Genomic DNA, 16,480 nt, shown 5'->3' with positions numbered 1-16,480 from the left:
AGACAATCAAATCAATTTGCGCTTTATCTGAGAGGGCCGTACTGCTAAACCATTGTTTATCAGTACGACCCTCTCTTCATTCACAGGCCGTAGCCTAGCTATACCTCCTGGTTGTTTTAGTACCTTCGTTTCTGGCGTCGATTTTGTAGGGCTTTTGATGATGGCAAACCGTTTACTCAACCTGATTTTCGTTTTAGTGTGCGTAACCGGCTTTTGCCGGGCGCAGGTAGCAACGACCGTGACACGAAACTTTACGTGGGTATCAACGCTGCCAGCCGAACCGCTCGCCGTAGTGGCCGATGGTTCGCGTGGTTCCTACGTACTCCTGAAAAATAACACCCTCGTTCAGTTGGATGCAAGAGGTCGGGAGCGGTGGAAACAAGCCTTTTCCAATTGGCCAACCATTCAGCGGATCGCGGTTACAACCAACGGGAGTCTGGTGCTGGCGGGCGCGTTTACGGGCCAGTTTACCGTTGGCGATTCCACGTACCGCCTCGATAACGCGCTTGAGAGCAGTACGTTTGTGGCCGAGTTTGACAGCACGCATACCCGGCGCTGGCTTACGTACGTACTCACCCCCAAAGGCCTGATGAGCCAGCCCGTCAGTCTGGCCACAGATGCCGTAGGGTCAGTGCTTGTCTTTGGCCGACGCGCCACCGCCAGCGTTCCGTTTCTGTGCACCTTCGATGCAGACGGCCGTTTTGTGAACGCCACTACCTATGGCACACCGACCATTCCATCTCCCCAGCCCGTAGTTGTTGCCGCCGATTCCCGGGGAGGTGCCCGACTGGCTACCAGTGAACCCACCCGCAACGGGTCGTTCGGACTGCTACTGGCTACTGACGAGGATGCGATACGCTGGAGTACGTACCTTGATCAGTCACTGGCTGGTAACGCTACGCAGACTTATTATACCACCCCGCTTGATCTGGCACTTGATAAAGCCGACAACGCCGTTGTACTAAGCAATTACACCCTTACCGACAGAACCCTCGGCATACAGATTGAAACCGGCCAGGCATTGATGCGCTATGACGCCAGCGGTCGCAACCAATGGGTAAAAACAGGCGTCTCCCGCTCTGATTCAGCTGTTGCCACGGGTTTACTGGTCGATCAGGCGGGGGCATTTGTTGTGTTCGGGGGATATAATGGTCCCTACGATCAGAATACCAATGAATACGGCCCTGCCGATTACATCGACGTGGCGGGCTACGCGCCTACCGGTAGTCTGCGCTGGTCGACCCGATTGAACGCCCCCAACGGAGCCGACCGGATCATCGACGCGGCGCACACAGACAATGGCTCGCTGCTTTTGCTGGGTAAAACCACGGGCACACTCGCGTTGGGTACGTTGTCGGTGGTGGGTACGTCGGCCACGCCTGCTTATTATATAACTCAATTACAGCCCTTTACCCTCCGGCCAACGCCAGATCGAGCCGTACTTTGTGCGGGCAGCAGCGTTCCGTTGAGCGGTACCTATACCGGTTATTTCGAAACAGGTCTGGTGCTTCAACTGTCAAACGCTCAGGGTGACTTCGCGGCGGCGCAATCGATCGGGAACGTACCTATAGGGGCTGCCGGTACTCTGTTCAACGTGACCAATTTTACGGTTACCGTCCCCCTGGCAGCGAGTATGGCAACCGGGTCGGGCTACCAGTTACGTGCTGTTTCTACTTTACCCAGCTACCTCGGCGACCCGGTAGGCGTAACCGTGAACGCATCGCCGGCTATACCCGCTGTGGCTCAGGCGGGCGACGAGTTGGTAGTCAGTACAAGCAACGTGGCGGGTATCACCTACCAGTGGTACACCAATACGCGGCAACCTGTAGCTGGGGCAACGAGCACACGGTTTCGGCCGAGCGGCGCTGGCGCGTATTACGTAGTAGCCACCTCAGCAGGTTGTTCGTCATTACCGTCTGAAGCCCTCAACTACGTCATCACTGCCACAGAACCGGTAGTCAGCACCATTTCCGTTTACCCCAACCCCGCCACAGACCGCCTTTGGGTACGTTGGCAAAACAGCCGCGCGGATGGTCAGCTTGAACTGACAGACTTAACGGGACGGGTTGTGCGTCGGCAAGCGCAAACTGGTGATGTTACGGAGCTCTCGATCAGCGAGTTACCAACGGGGGTTTACCTGCTTTCGCTACAGGCCGAAGGCCAGCCAACGCAGGTACGTAAGGTATTGGTGAAGTAACCGGCCTACGTTAGATCTTCTCGCCAAAGGCCAGATCACCGGCATCGCCCAGGCCGGGAACAATGTAATAATGGTCGTTCAAATGGCTATCAACAGCGCCAAGCCAGAGGCGACACTGCGGCAGTTGATTTTGAACGTACCTGACCCCTTCGGGGCTGGCGATGGCCGCTGCAATATGCGTTTGGGCCGGTACTCCAAACCGCAGCATGGTATGGTATACTTTTTCCAGTGACCGGCCGGTAGCCAGCATCGGGTCAATCAGGATCAACGTTCGGCCGCTCAGATCAGGGCCGCTGACGTATTCCATTTCAATATCAAATTCGTTATCATCATCGCCGGGGCGGGCTACCCGCCGATACGCACCGGCAAAGGCATTGTCGGCCTGATCAAACACGTTCAGAAAACCCTGATGAAACGGTAGACCTGCCCGCAGAATCGTGGCTAGCACTGGTTGCTGTAGTAGCGTTTGGGTAGGTGCCAACGCTAATTGAGTTTGTACTTTTCCGTTCTGATACGCCATTGTCCGGGAAATTTCGTAGGCCATCAATCCGCCAAGGCGCTCCAAATTATGGCGAAACCGCAAGCGGTCGGTTTGGGCCTGCGCGTCACGAAGTTCGGCAAGGTATTGGTTGGCAATAGACGGGTGCTGGTCAAATACAAACATCGGGAGTACTGATTGTCGCTAAGTTTCCGTGTAATTTAGCTGCCCGGATCACGTAATGCCAACCCAAACGGCTATTTTTCGCTATGAGGGCTTTGGCCCTGCACTGCCTTTCCTTTGCCGAGTTCTCTATGCGCTGTTTACTTCTTCTTTTTTTTCTGCTGATTTCATCAATGGTTCGGGCGCAAAGTCCGTACATTCCGTTGAATCAGGACCAGTATCATCTTATCGATCGCTATGAGATCAGACAGGGCCGGTGGGCTGATAAATTCCATAGCACAGTAAAACCCTATAACCGGCAGGCGGTCATGCAGTTGATCGACACCCTGGAAAATGATCCTGATGGGGTGAGTCTGTCACCTACCGATAAGTTTAACATCAATTACCTGCGCGATGATAGCTGGGAATGGGCTACGCCCCAGCCAGTCAGGGCTATGTTTCCGCCTGTTTCCGTAGCCTTCGGGCGCTCCGTGGATTCGTCGGCCACGCAACCGGTTATTCTGCGTTATGAAGAACCGGGCAACAGCAACAAGCCATTCCTTCGTTCCTTTTATAGGAAAAAGGGCGATTTCTTTAGCGTTAAAACAGATGAGTTTGACCTGCACATCAGCCCCGTGCTAAGCGTTGGCTACGGTCGTGATCAGGCGCTGACGACTGCCCTGACCACCAACACCCGTGGTATTGAGGTTAGAGGCAGTATTGGTCGCCGTCTGGGATTTTATACGTTCGTGACCGACAACCAGATCTACTATCCCAAATACATTCAGGAGTACGGCCAGTTGTATTCTATAGCAGCGGGCGGCAGTTTTGCGCCGGGTCAGGGGGTAGTAAAGAATTTCAACGGGTCGGCCGATTTCATCGAAGCCAGGGGGTATGTCACCTTCAACGCACTGAAAATCATTAACCTGCAATTCGGCCACGACCGTAACTTCTTTGGCAACGGTATCCGGTCGCTCCTGCTGTCAGACAACGCTGCGTCGACGCTTTTCCTGAAAATCCAGACAAGGTTCGGTAAACGGTTCCTGTATACCAATCTCTTCACCGAACTGCAGAACGGACAGGTCGTACTTGACGGCAGCAACTTTTTCGGACAGAAATTTACGGCCATGCACCACCTGAGCATAAACCTGAGTAAGCGGGTGAATATCGGGTTGTTCGAGTCGGAGATATATAGCCGTGACAAGTTCGATATCAACTACCTGAACCCGGTTATTTTCTACAGGTACGTTGAATCGGCACGGGGTAGCGGCGACAACGCCTTTGTTGGGATGGACGTGAAGGTGAACGCGGCCAATCATTTCCTGCTATACGGTCAGTTCATGCTAGATGAGTTCCTGATCAAGGAGTTAAGGGCTGCCAACGGTTCCTGGACCAATAAGTTTGCCGTACAGTTAGGGGCCAAATACATTGATGTGCTTGGTATTCCGAACCTCGATTTACAGGGCGAGTTTAATCTGGCTCGCCCCTACACCTACGCGCACAAATCGGGGCAAACCAATTATACTCACTACAACCAGCCGCTGGCTCATCCGCTGGGTGCCAACTTTATGGAAGGAATTGGCGTAGTGCGTTATCAATTCAAACGATTGACAGCCAACGGAACGTTTAGCGTCATGATGAAAGGAACCGATCCTCCGGGTCGTAACTACGGCGGCAATCCCCTAAAAAGCTACGAAGATCGCCTCCGCGACTATGGCAACTTTATTGGCCAGGGACGCCAGACTGTGATCACATACGCCGATCTTCGGTTGACATACATGTTGAAGCACAACTTCTTTCTGGAAGCCCGGTATCTGAACCGAATGCAGGATAGCCAGTATATTCCTGACATTTATAACACTACCGTTGCCAACTTTGCCATCCGATGGAATGCCCCCTACCGGAACTGGATCTTTTAAAATGAATGACATTATCCGCTCAGAACTGGCCGAAGCGAGGTCAGTTCTAGATACGTTCATGGCCGATCAGGCCAATATACAGGCAATCGCCGACGCGGCCCAGTTGATGGCCGATGCCCTGCAAAACGGCCGCAAAATGATCTCATGCGGCAACGGAGGGTCTCATTGCGACGCCATGCATTTCGCCGAAGAGTTGTCGGGCCGGTACCGTGGCGATCGTCGTGCATTGGCAGCTATTTGCGTATCTGATCCCAGCCATATGTCTTGCGTCAGCAATGATTACGGCTACGATTTTGTGTTTTCGCGTTTCGTCGAAGGGTTAGGTAATGAAGGCGACGTGCTGATGGGCATCAGTACCAGCGGCAATTCGGCCAACATTATTCGGGCTGTTGAAGCGGCCCGCCAGAAAGGCATGAAGGTGGTGCTATTGACCGGTAAGGATGGCGGCAAACTTGCCGATGTTGCCGATGTTGAAATCCGGGTGCCGCACTTCGGTTATGCCGATCGTATACAGGAGGTTCATATCAAGGTGATTCACCTGTTTATCCTGCTCATCGAGAAGCAGTTAGGGCTAGCTTGAATACAATCGGTACCGACCCGGGATACCCGCACCGGCTGTTGATCGATCAATACTGTACCTGCTGCGTGTAGTTGATGAAAAACGAGTCTGGCCGGTAATAAGGTATCGATTTGAGCGTAGTAGCTCCAGTATGCTGAACATCAGTACCGATGTATGCGCCGCCTGTAAGTTGCTCCTGTGGCATTACCTGCACACCCGATGCCCAGAATTTGCTGTCTAAAACAAGCTCGTTTCTGAAGTCTTTATCGGTCGACAATGTCAGGTAGTTCCGAAACTTCAGCGGTGATGTATCAGGTGTGTATTGATAGGTCTGCACGTCAACGGGTTTCTTGTTGAATAGATCGCTCGACGCCACCTTTTCCGTCGAATACTGACCGGGTAGCACCAGAGCCGGGCCCGGTACCAATACAAATTGCTCCTTCGTGAGCTTCGTCCCCGGCGGGATAAAATCAACCGAATTCTCTTTACTGATACTGCCGGTCAGATCAACCGTGCTGTTGCCACTGTTCCAGTTCCGGAAATACCGGGCATAGGTGTTGGTATAAGCGGTACCATACAAATTCACCGCCGCCACATCATACCAATAATCCAGCTTATTCTGGCCGATAATGAACGCCGACCGTTTCCAGTCAATGTAGAGCGGTTTAGCCAGTTTATTCTCGATAATCAGGTGAATCACCCCGCGCTCATTGAAGAACTGATAAGTAAGGCGCAACGTATCCGTGTCGTATACAAATCCCTGATCGGGCTGTACTGTCAGGTTATCGCTGCTGAGCGTGACCAATTGCGACTTATTAACGGCACATCCGCTGAGCAGCAGCAGCAGCAGCGCAGCAAAGCAAGTTAGTAACGTCTTCATAGCAGTTGAGAGTTGATACGTAAGTATACCCAACGCAATGAAGTGTTGTTCCTGATACGCGCAATTTTAATCCTGGTCTACCAGGTCGGTTAGAGTTTCCCCGTCTCCAGTGCCTTCACGCCAACCGCCGATAAGGCCCGCACGCCCGCCAGCAGCCCGGCAAAGCGCTCGTCTTTAGTCAGTCCCTGTTTATAGCGCCCATAAATCTGCTGCATAACCACGGCGTTTTTGAACAACCCAAACACGTAATAATAAAGCATGTCCGACACATCGCGCCCCGATCGTTCGGCGTAGCGATCGGCAACTTCGCGGCGGGTCAGGTTGCCGGGTAACCACGTCAGGTTGAATGACTTCCGGAACAGATCGTCGCCCGCCTCGGCCCAGTACGACAGAGACGTACCTACGTCCATCAGCGGATCGCCAACGGTACACATTTCCCAGTCCAGAACGGCCTTGATTTGCGTCAACTCGCTGTTCAATACCACGTTGTCATACTTGAAATCATTGTGCAGGAGCGTAATCTCCGGATGGTTGAGCGGCCGGTTATCGGTCAGGTAGCGAGCCAGTTCGGTCATGGCAGATACGTTGTCGGTTTGGGCCGTGAGATAGCGTTTGTGCCAGCCCTCTACCTGCCGCTGAACGTACCCATCGGGTTTACCCAATTGAATCAGGTTTGGCTCAATGGGCAGGGCGTGCAACTCAACCAGCGCATCGACCAGCGCATTCGACAGGTTCTGCATCGTCTCAACCGACAGGCCCAGCTTCGGTGCCGATTGTGCCCGCAGAATCACACCCGGCACGCGCTCCATCACGTAGAATGGACAGCCGAGCACGTGCTCATCATCACAATAGGCAATCGGTTCTGGAATTTTGCTATACCCTGCCTCGCGCAGCAGCGACAACACCCGAAACTCGCGACCCATATCGTGCCCGCCCTTAATTGCCTTTGCCCCCACTGGCGGCCGACGAAGCACATAGTCGCGTTCGCCAATCGTGATCAGGTACGTCAGGTTGGAGTACCCACCCGGAAATTGACTAACGCCCATAATCGACCCAAGCCCCAGGTACGTCTCCAGCACAGCTACGTTCAGTTCTTCCCCCGCCCTCACAGGCCGAGCACTATCTTGTTCAGCGTCCATGATCGTTGATTACTATCCAATACCGTTTACATATAGACTACGCCACCGTTGCGTCGCCAATCACTACCGCCAGATCACTATCCAATATCGTTGATCTGTAGGGGCAGACCCTCGTGCCTGCCCCTACAGATCAACCTACTGTTACATAAGTATCAAATTGCTGCTACCGGTTTAGCCTTTCGCGTGTCGAGGCCGTAGCCTTTCAGGATGCTGCGGGCTAAGGCGGTTTTGTGCACTTCGTCGGCACCGTCGTAAATGCGGGCGCCACGTTCATGGCGGTAATACCAGGCCAGCAGCACATCGTCGGTAATACCCGCCGCTCCAAAGGTTTGAATAGCGCGATCAACCACGCGCAGCATCATGTTAGCTACGTAGAATTTGATCGTCGAAATCTCGTTGCGAACGGCGGCGGCTCCCTGCTCGTCGATGTTGCGGGCCGTACGCAGCACCATCAGGCGTGACGCGTCGATTTCGGCCCGGCTTTCGGCAATGAAACCCTGAATAAACTGTTTTTCGCCCAGCATCACGCCCGGCTCCATTTCCCGGGTAGCAGCCCGGCGACACATCAGATCGAATGAACGTTCAGCAATGCCAATCCAGCGCATGCAGTGGTGAATGCGACCGGGGCCAAGTCGCTCCTGAGCCAGCGTGAAGCCCATGCCCTCGCCCCCGATCAGGTTGGCGGCGGGCACACGGCAGTTGTTATAACGTACCTCGGCGTGACTGCCCCAGTGGTCAGACCCATCGCCCATGATGCTGATGTTCCGAACCAGTTCAAAACCGGGATTATCGGTCGGCACCAGAATCATACTGGCGCGGCGATGTGGGGCAGCATCTGGATTCGTTACAGCCATGACAATAGCAAAGGACGACCCATCAGCCGACGAGGTAAACCATTTATGCCCATTAATCACCCATTCGTTCCCAGCGCGCTCGGCCAACGTACCCAGCTGCGTGGGGTTCGAACCGGCAAATTCGGGTTCGGTCATGGAGAAACACGAACGGATTTGGCCCGCTTTCAACGGCTCCAGGTACGTATGCTTTAGGTGCTCCGGCGCGTATTTATTCATCAACTCCATATTGCCGATGTCGGGTGCCTGGCAATTGAAGGTGTAGTGGCCAAACGGACTATAAGCCAGCACCTCACTCACCTGTCCGAACTCGCAAAGGGTTAGTCCCAGGCCGCCTTCGTCTACGCTGTGCTGCAGGCCCCACAAACCTGCCCGCTTCACCAGTTCGCGCTTCTGATCAAGGATTTTGGCCACCTTCGAAAAGTTACCCGTCAGGTGTTCAGCCGTTTCGAGCGGAATGATCTCATTCTCGATGAATTCGCGAATACGGGGAATCAGTTCGCGGGTATGGTCAGTGGCAAATAAAGGCTCCATGCAGTTTGTTGTAAGAATCGTACAATCAAAGCTACACAAAAGAAGCTAGTTGCTGGGATTGCTTTGCTGTTACCTGTACCGCTTATTGGCCTTTCGACCAAGCGCCACACTCATCAGCAGTAGCCCGCCAGTCAGAGCGATGAGGCCATTCAGGAACTGCTGGTTATGGGTTATATAAGACCAGACCAGCATGGACAGGCAATTCAGAAGCGATAACGACCACTATGAATGCTAATAAATAGAGCATACCTGTACATACGGATATTGAGTTGGATCAATTTATACAGAAAGTCCAGTAAGCTGTTTGTTTTCCGTAATAGCTCACCTCTGAATCTATTTTACACAATAAAGCCCCTCCGCGATTTCTCGTTGAGGGGCTTTGTAATTAAAGCAGGTACGTTGCCGCTACACTTCGGCAGGTTCTTCCTGGTGGGCGGGTTGGGCCACAGCGTCGCCTTTACGGAACCACTTGTCACGAACGCGCTCGTTGATCCAGTAGAGGCAGGGCACGATCACCAGGGTCAGCACCGTCGAGAAGGTCAGGCCGTAGATGATGGTCCAGGCCAGAATATTCCAGAATACCGACGAATCGCCACCGATCACTACGTGTGGATCGAAGTCGCGGAAAAGGCCCACGAAATCGACCGTCAAGCCAAAGGCGAGGGGCACCAGACCAAGTACCGCCGCTGCCGCTGTCAGCAACACGGGCGTCAGACGGGTACCACCTGCTTCGATGATGGCCTCACGCGTTGGAACGCCCCGACCGCGAAGCTCTTCAATGAATTCGATAAGCAGGATACCATTTTTCACCACAATACCAGCCAGGGCAATGATACCCACACCCGACATGATAACCGAGAACGATTTGCCCGTCACCATGAAGCCCAGGAATACCCCGATCAGCGAGAGCAGAATGGTGGTGAAGATGATAAATGGCTTAATGACTGAATTGAACTGCGTAGCCAGAATCAGGTAGATCATCAGAATGGCGATTCCGAATGCCGAGATCAGGAAGTTCATCGACTCCTTCTGATCTTCCTGCTCGCCACCCATCTTGATGGTGTAGCCATTGGGTACGTCGAGGTCATTCACGATCTGCTGAATCTGCCCAACAATCTGGTTGGCATTGTAGCCCGTCACCACATCGGAACTTAACGTAACGAGGCGGCTCTGATTCTTGCGATTGATCTGGCTGAACGTAGTCGAATACTGAATATCAACCACCGACGACAGCGGCACCTGACGCAGCGCTCCTCCCGAGTTCATGTCGCGGTACACGATGTTCTGGCTCAACAACCGCTCAATCTGGCTACGATTGTCTTTCTGCAACCGAACCATGATCGGATATTCATCTTTCGCATCCCGGAATTTCGACACCTCCGTTCCGAACAGGGCTGTACGAACGCTGAACGCTACCTGCTGCGACGAAATACCTTCACGCTCAGCTTTATCCCGATTGATGTTCAGCACGATTTCGGGCTTATTGGTTACCAGGTCGGATTTCAACTGCTCGATACCTTCGATACCCGCCTGCTGAATCCGGTTACGTACCTGCTTCTCCAGTTTCTGAAGCTCAACGAAGTCGTCACCGGCAATTTCGATGGCAATGGGCTTACCCGTTGGCGGGCCGTTGCTTTCGCGCTGTACCGAAATGTTGGTACCCGGAATTCCCTGCATCGCAATCCGTACTTTGTTCAGTAGCGTATCCGTCGAGATGCCTTCACGTTCTTCATTGCCTTTAAATGCAATGGTCACTTTCGACTTCTGCGGTGTGGCATTCCGGTCCGGGTTGGTTGGGTCACCAGCGTTCTTACCAACGTTCGAGATCACCGAGTTGACGGTGCCCGTTGCCTTATTATCGCCTAGCACTTTGTATACGCGCTTCTCAATCACCTTCGTCACCGAATCGGTCACGCGGGCGTCGGTGCCCTGTGGCATCTCATTATACACGTAGATGTAATCGGGTTCACCGCTTGGGAAGAAGATTACTTTCGGCGGGAAAACGCCCAGCAGCATGAAGGTTACCACCAGCAAAGCAAATGCGGCAGCTACCGCATACACGGGCCGGTAGCCCGTCAGCAGGAACGAGATCAGCTTACGATATCCGCTTTTCAACCGGGGCAGCAAACTCTCCTGGAAAGGCAGAATCAGCTTCGGCGTCAGCACATAGTGGTTGAACACGTACAGCAGCAGGAATACGACAAACAGATTGCCTACACCCCGATCAACCGCGTATCCAATAATAGCCAGTGCGCCGATGATCATCAGTGGGCGCTTGATGGTATCAAAGCCCTGGTTGTCTTCGTGATGATCGTCATCGTGCCGGTTCATGAACGACACGGCGAATACCGGGTTGATCACGTAGGCTACGAACAGCGAGGCAAACAGGGTCAGAATGAGCGTCAGGGGCAGAAACTTCATGAACTCACCCACGATACCCGGCCAGAACAACAGTGGGAAGAACGGTGCAATGGTTGTTAACGTACCTGAGAATACGGGTACGAATACTTCGCCGGCCGCCGCTTTCACCGCCTGCTGAATGGTCCAGTTCCGGTTCTCGTTGAAGAGTCGGTGCGTATTCTCGATAACTACAATGGCATCATCTACCACCAGACCCAAGCCCAGCAAAAAGGCAAATAGCACAATGGTGTTCAGTGTAAAGGCTGTTCCAACGATGGGTCCAAGTACGGGCATCAGCACGAAGGCCACCAGCGCCGAGAGCGGCACCGACAAACCAACGAAGATAGCATCACGCACACCCATGAAGAACATCAGCACGAGCACCACGAAGATGAAACCCAGTACTACGGTGTTTACCAGGTCGTTTACGTTCTCTTTCGTCTTCTCCGACTGATCAGCCGTGATCCGAATGTCGAGGCCCTGCGGAAAACGGTCTTCTTTGTATTGTTCGATCGTTTGTTCGATCCGCTCTGACGCCGATAGCAGGTTGGCTCCCGCCCGTTTGATGACGTTGAGCGTTACAACGGTTTTGTTATCGAGCCGGGCGAAATCCTGCTGTTCCTCAAAGCTATCCTGCACATCGGCCACGTCGCCAAGGCGTACAGTGGCGCCCGTACCAGTGCGAATCTGCAAGGCCCGAATCTGAGCTACGTCGGTAAATTCGCCCTTCACCCGCAGTGTACGGCGTACACCGTCCACGTCGAGATCACCGCCTGATACGTTGATATTTTCACCCTGAATAGCGGTTTGAATATCGTAATAGGTCAGGCCGGTCGATTGCATCCGGGGCAGGTCTACGTTGATCTGGATCTCCCGTTTTAAGGCACCAACGATGTCTACGCGGCTGATCTCAGGCATGGCCTCAATGGCGTCCTGCATATCTTCGGCGTAATCTTTCAGCTGGTTCAGCGAGAAATTACCGGCCAGGTTGATGTTCATGATCGGGAACTCCGAGAAGTTCACGTCCTGAGCTGTTGGGCCGCTATCGAGCTTCTGGGGCAAATCGCGACGAGCTTTATCAATGGCGTCACGTACCCGCTGCAAGGCTTCGGCTACGTCGGCATCAGGGTTAAACTCAACCGTGATGAGCGAGAAATCCTGCAATGAGTTCGATTTTACGCGTTTTACGCCCGTAACCGCCTTCAGTTGCTTTTCGATCGGCTTGTTGATCGTGTTCTCGATATCGGCAGGAGCCGTACCGAAATAAACGGTCTGAATAATAACCGTCGGGATCTTGATATCCGGGAATTGCTCTTTCGGCAGGTTATTGTAGACGAACAACCCTCCGAACGTAATCAGGAAGGTGAAGATGTAAATCGCCGTCCTGTTCTCGACACACCAGTTGGTGAAGCCGAGGGTTTTATAGTCTGTGAATTTCATAGAAGGGGGTCTTCAGTCCTCTGTCTTCAGTCCTCTGTTGCGCTGCTTTGGCACGATACGTACCTGAGCGAAGCAACAGAGGACCGAAGACGGAGGACTGAGGACTTAAAAACTGATTGTTTGTCCGTCTGTCACTTCCTGGTAGCCCTGCGTGATGAGTTGATCACCCGCGCTCAGGCCCTGCGTAATCTCGATCTGGCCACCGTAGCTCTGCCCCACTACCACTTTTTTGGCGCGGGCAATCTTCTTGTTGCCTTCCGTAACGGCGACATACACAAGCTGGCCGTTCTCCGTATTCTGAATCAGGTTCTGATTGATTACGATGGCGTTCGACTTCGAGAAGTCATTGACTTTAACCTGCGCCAGCATGTTCGGTTTCAAGGCATTATCCGATGGTAGTGGAATTTCGATCGTGAACGTCCGGCTCAGTGGGTCAACCGAGGTCGATACGAAACTGATCGGCGCGTTGATCTGCTTCTTGATGTCAGGGAAAATAACCTGCACAGCATCCCCGCGCTTTACCGTTCCTGAGTACGTATCGGCCACTTTGGCCACCACCTTCAGCTTCGATAGGTTTACCACCCGCACGATACCCATACCCGGTGCCGCGACCTGACCAACCTTTCCGATCACCTGATCAACCACACCCGAAATAGGAGCGGTTACCGATGACTGGCCTAACTGTGCTTTGATCGTCGAGATCCGGCGTTCGAGCGACTCCTTGTTGCTTTTAGCCTGCAGATACTGCAACTCCGTGCCGATCTGCTGTTTCCAGAGGTTGCTTTGCTTCTCGAAAACCGTGTTGGCCAGCGATAGTTGCGTCTGCACTTCCGCCAGCGATTCACGCACGATCTGATCGTCAAGTTTGGCGATAAGTTGCCCCTGTTTCACCGGTGTCCCTTCCGATACATACATGGCCGTGATGACACCGCCCTGCCCTTTCGGGGTTACCTGCACGTTGTTCTTCGCATCCACTGAGCCTTGAAGCTCCACAAAATGCCGGAACGTACCTGCCGTTAATGGCGACACCGCCACCGCTTTTACCTTCGCCTCTTCGCGCTTCACCGGATCAAGCTTGGTCAGTTCACCTTCCAGGCCCTTGATCTTTGCGTTCAGGTCGGCCTGTTCGCCTTTCAGCTTATCCAGTTCCGCCTTTTTCGTTTGCAGATCGCTTTTCTTCTCGCCGCAAGCCGCCAGTAACGTACCTACCAGCAGTGTAGTAATGATGTATGTGTGCTTCATGATTTTTAAATTCAGGATTGGGGATGTCGGATTGGGGATTATTGCTTACGCGAGGGTTTGCTCTGGCCTAAGCAACAATCCCCAATCCGACATCCCCAATCCAAATTCACTATTGTCCTGTATATAACCGCCCCAGCGCTTTGTCCTGATCTACTTTCGAGATCAGGAAATCGTAGAGGGAGGCGAAATAATTGGTTTGTGCTTCGCGGAGGCTGGTTTCAGCATTGAGCACCTCAATGTTCGAGCCAACGCCTTCTTTGTACTTGATCCGCGTGACGCGAACGATTTCGGTGGCCAGATCACGGTTGCGCAGTTGCGTGCGTAGAGTCTGGAAACCGTTATTCAGCGTAATGCTCGACTGCCGAATTTGGAGATCGATCGAGTTCTTCAGCAGTTCACCGCTGTTCTGTGCTTTCTGGAGCGTAACCCGCTTCTGGGCAATCTGGTATTTTTTCAGGAAACCATCGAAAATCGGAATCTGGAGGCTAAGACCAGCCGTCGCAAAATTCAGCCAGGGCGTGCTCACCATGTCGCCGATCCGATTCTTCCCGTTGTTGTAACCGTAGTTAACAAATGCCGATGCCGTTGGCAAATAACCTTTTTTCGACAACTCAATGTCTAGTTCAGCCAGCTTCAACTGCGTTTGCAATGTTGAATACTCGATCCGGCTCTGGTACTGAAACGTTGGGTCGGGGGCAATCAATGATTCCAGTTCGGCGAGGTCACGGTCCTGCAATTGCTCGCTAAGCGTAATCTCGTCGTTTACCGTCAGGCCCATCTGGTATTTCAGCAACGCATAACTCAGTTGAATCAGGTTCTCTACGTTCTGCCGATCTGACCGCAGATTGTTGGCCTGTACTTCGAGCCGCTGAACATCCAGTTTTTCCACAAACCCCTGCTGATTCGACGCCCTCGTATCGCGTAGCAGCGTATCTAACCGGCCAATGTTCAGGTCGAGCAGTTTTGAGCGCTCGCGGGCTACCAGTACACCGTAGTACGCTTTCGCTACCTGCTCAGCCACCGTTACTTTGGTTGCCTGCGTCGTGCGTTGCGCCAACTCACGGTATGTAGCAGCAGCGCGCAATCCTACATTCAAGCCTGCGCTATACAGCAACTGGTTCACAGCAACGGTACCATTGGCCGAGTAATTCACCCCAAACTGCACCGGCACAGCAGGCGCATCAGGCGATGCCTTCGGGTCGAAGAAGTTGGCTGGTAAGAAGGCGCGTTGAATGATGAGGTTATCAGTAAACGAGCCGCTTGCACTTACCTGTGGTAATGCCGATGCCTTTATCTCATGAATCCGAGCCTCGGCACTGATTGCGTCGAGCTGGCTGTTCCGCACATTGATATTCTGCTTGATCGCAAAATCAATAGCCTCCTGCAGCGTAAAGGTTTGCCCGGCCCCCACCTGATTAGCTGGCTTCAACCCTGTTGGTGCTGGTGCCAAACCCGAGTTGAACGTTGACACAGTTCCTGATTGCAAGTTGACCGGACCATTCTGGATGGCTGGCTGCGCCGTAGTTGCAGGCGTAGTGCCCGGTTGCGAAGGCACCACCTGGCCTGCCGGCGTGATAGCGCCTGTGCCAGCAGGTTGCTGCGCGCCTGGTTGCTGACCACTGGCGGCCGCGCCGGTTGGTTGCTGACCAACAGACGGTTGAGTAGGCACCGTACTCGCCGGCGCACCAGCCGCAGGCACCTGCGCCAGCAACGTACCCACAGAGCCGGGAATCATCGACGTACCCAACCAGCCTATTGCCAGCCCAATAGCCGGCATGAAGCGTCGCAGAGAACGTTTGTGTAAAGAAGTGTTCATAGTAATGGAAGAATCAGATTGTACTCTAGTTAAAGCTTTTGACGCGTTCATTGTAAGTTGCAAAGCCAGCCTCGGTCAGTATACCCCGAATGAAATGGTGCAGTAGCTGTTCCTGCGTGGCGATCACATCTTTTACGTCTTTGTTATTCGGAAATATGCGGTCATCGAAACCCAGCTGAACCAGCTCGACCCGCAGGCGGGCCATTGTATCCAGATTGATGTCGGAGCGGTAGAAGCCCTGTTCCACGCCTCGTTTCAGATTAGCTTTGATATCATTGATAATCCGCTTTTCCTTGTGGTCCAGAAAAAAGGCCCAGGCTTTCGGGTAGTAGCGCTGCACGTCCATCAGCAGGCTCGGATTAATCGCATCGGCCTGGCGGCGCATCATATCAGATACCAGCAGCATCTCATCGATCGGGTTCATATCCAGACACATCACCCGGTCGCATTCGATCATTTCATGTTCGATATGGTGCTTAACGGCCTGATAAACAATATCTTCCTTGTCAGAAAAATGTAGGTAGATCGTTTTTTTTGATATTCCCAACCGGCGGGCAATATCATCCATCGTGATCGTGCGCACACCGTACTTCCAGAGCAGCTTAGCCGACTCAGCCAGTATTTTGTCTTTAATGGTTTCGTTTGCAGGTACGTTCATTGCACCCGGAACTGAGGAAACTATCAGAAAGTTTGAAGTTTCCTCAGTTTTTTGAAAATTCCTTCTTCAGGTAAATTACGTCTCTGATTAGTACCAAACGGGGTCACAGAAAGCTCATTTTCAGTGCAGGTAGGCTGTCAGCTGGGAGCGAATTCAGGACCGGCACAAACGTAAAAAGGAGGATCTAAACAGGTCCTCCTTTTTA

General features: G+C 53.0%; 11 protein-coding genes. 3 read left to right on the top strand and 8 right to left on the bottom strand.

The annotated features are described in order from the left end of the window. Positions 1 to 160: 160 nt before the first annotated feature. Positions 161 to 2,197: a T9SS type A sorting domain-containing protein gene (locus tag J2I46_RS17305; protein WP_207330312.1), complete on the top strand. Its 2,037-nt coding sequence runs from the start codon at positions 161 to 163 to the stop codon at positions 2,195 to 2,197. 10 nt (positions 2,198 to 2,207) lie between these two features. On the opposite strand, the gene upp is transcribed toward J2I46_RS17305, so the two are convergent. Next, positions 2,208 to 2,861 (bottom strand): uracil phosphoribosyltransferase, encoded by a 654-nt coding sequence (upp, locus tag J2I46_RS17300; protein ID WP_207330311.1) that lies wholly within the window; start codon positions 2,859 to 2,861, stop codon positions 2,208 to 2,210. A 128-nt stretch (positions 2,862 to 2,989) separates the two neighbouring features. Between upp and J2I46_RS17295 the strand changes: the two genes are divergently transcribed. Together J2I46_RS17295 and lpcA are read left to right on the top strand one after the other, a co-directional pair. After that, positions 2,990 to 4,756 carry a hypothetical protein gene (locus tag J2I46_RS17295; RefSeq protein ID WP_207330310.1) on the top strand — a complete coding sequence of 589 codons (1,767 nt, stop codon included), beginning with the start codon at positions 2,990 to 2,992 and terminating at the stop codon, positions 4,754 to 4,756. A gap of 1 nt (position 4,757) precedes the next feature. After that, positions 4,758 to 5,336 (top strand): D-sedoheptulose 7-phosphate isomerase, encoded by a 579-nt coding sequence (gene lpcA / locus J2I46_RS17290; RefSeq protein ID WP_207330309.1) that lies wholly within the window; start codon positions 4,758 to 4,760, stop codon positions 5,334 to 5,336. A 46-nt stretch (positions 5,337 to 5,382) separates the two neighbouring features. Here the strand turns inward: lpcA and J2I46_RS17285 are convergent, their stop codons facing one another. The 7 genes from J2I46_RS17285 to J2I46_RS17255 all read right to left on the bottom strand — a co-directional run bounded on the left by J2I46_RS17285 (position 5,383) and on the right by J2I46_RS17255 (position 16,275). Beyond that, positions 5,383 to 6,195: a hypothetical protein gene (locus tag J2I46_RS17285; protein WP_207330308.1), complete on the bottom strand. Its 813-nt coding sequence runs from the start codon at positions 6,193 to 6,195 to the stop codon at positions 5,383 to 5,385. 89 nt (positions 6,196 to 6,284) lie between these two features. Further along, positions 6,285 to 7,334 (bottom strand): phosphotransferase family protein, encoded by a 1,050-nt coding sequence (locus tag J2I46_RS17280; RefSeq protein WP_207330307.1) that lies wholly within the window; start codon positions 7,332 to 7,334, stop codon positions 6,285 to 6,287. Between the two features lie 152 nt (positions 7,335 to 7,486). Next, positions 7,487 to 8,719, bottom strand: coding sequence for an acyl-CoA dehydrogenase family protein (locus tag J2I46_RS17275; RefSeq protein ID WP_207330306.1), 1,233 nt, complete (start codon positions 8,717 to 8,719; stop codon positions 7,487 to 7,489). 405 nt (positions 8,720 to 9,124) lie between these two features. Next, on the bottom strand, positions 9,125 to 12,559 hold the full coding sequence (locus tag J2I46_RS17270) for an efflux RND transporter permease subunit (RefSeq protein ID WP_207330305.1): 3,435 nt from the start codon (positions 12,557 to 12,559) through the stop codon (positions 9,125 to 9,127). Between the two features lie 105 nt (positions 12,560 to 12,664). After that, positions 12,665 to 13,801, bottom strand: coding sequence for an efflux RND transporter periplasmic adaptor subunit (locus J2I46_RS17265; protein WP_207330304.1), 1,137 nt, complete (start codon positions 13,799 to 13,801; stop codon positions 12,665 to 12,667). A 109-nt stretch (positions 13,802 to 13,910) separates the two neighbouring features. Beyond that, positions 13,911 to 15,617, bottom strand: coding sequence for a TolC family protein (locus tag J2I46_RS17260; protein ID WP_374758095.1), 1,707 nt, complete (start codon positions 15,615 to 15,617; stop codon positions 13,911 to 13,913). Between the two features lie 25 nt (positions 15,618 to 15,642). Next, complete coding sequence (locus J2I46_RS17255; protein ID WP_229379816.1) at positions 15,643 to 16,275, bottom strand: TetR/AcrR family transcriptional regulator; 633 nt, start codon at positions 16,273 to 16,275, stop codon at positions 15,643 to 15,645. Positions 16,276 to 16,480 lie beyond the last annotated feature (205 nt).

The organism is Fibrella forsythiae (genome assembly GCF_017353175.1).
Lineage (GTDB): Bacteria > Bacteroidota > Bacteroidia > Cytophagales > Spirosomataceae > Fibrella > Fibrella forsythiae.
The sequence above is the reverse complement of the archived record's forward strand: the minus strand, read 5'-3'. Positions and strand labels throughout refer to the sequence as shown.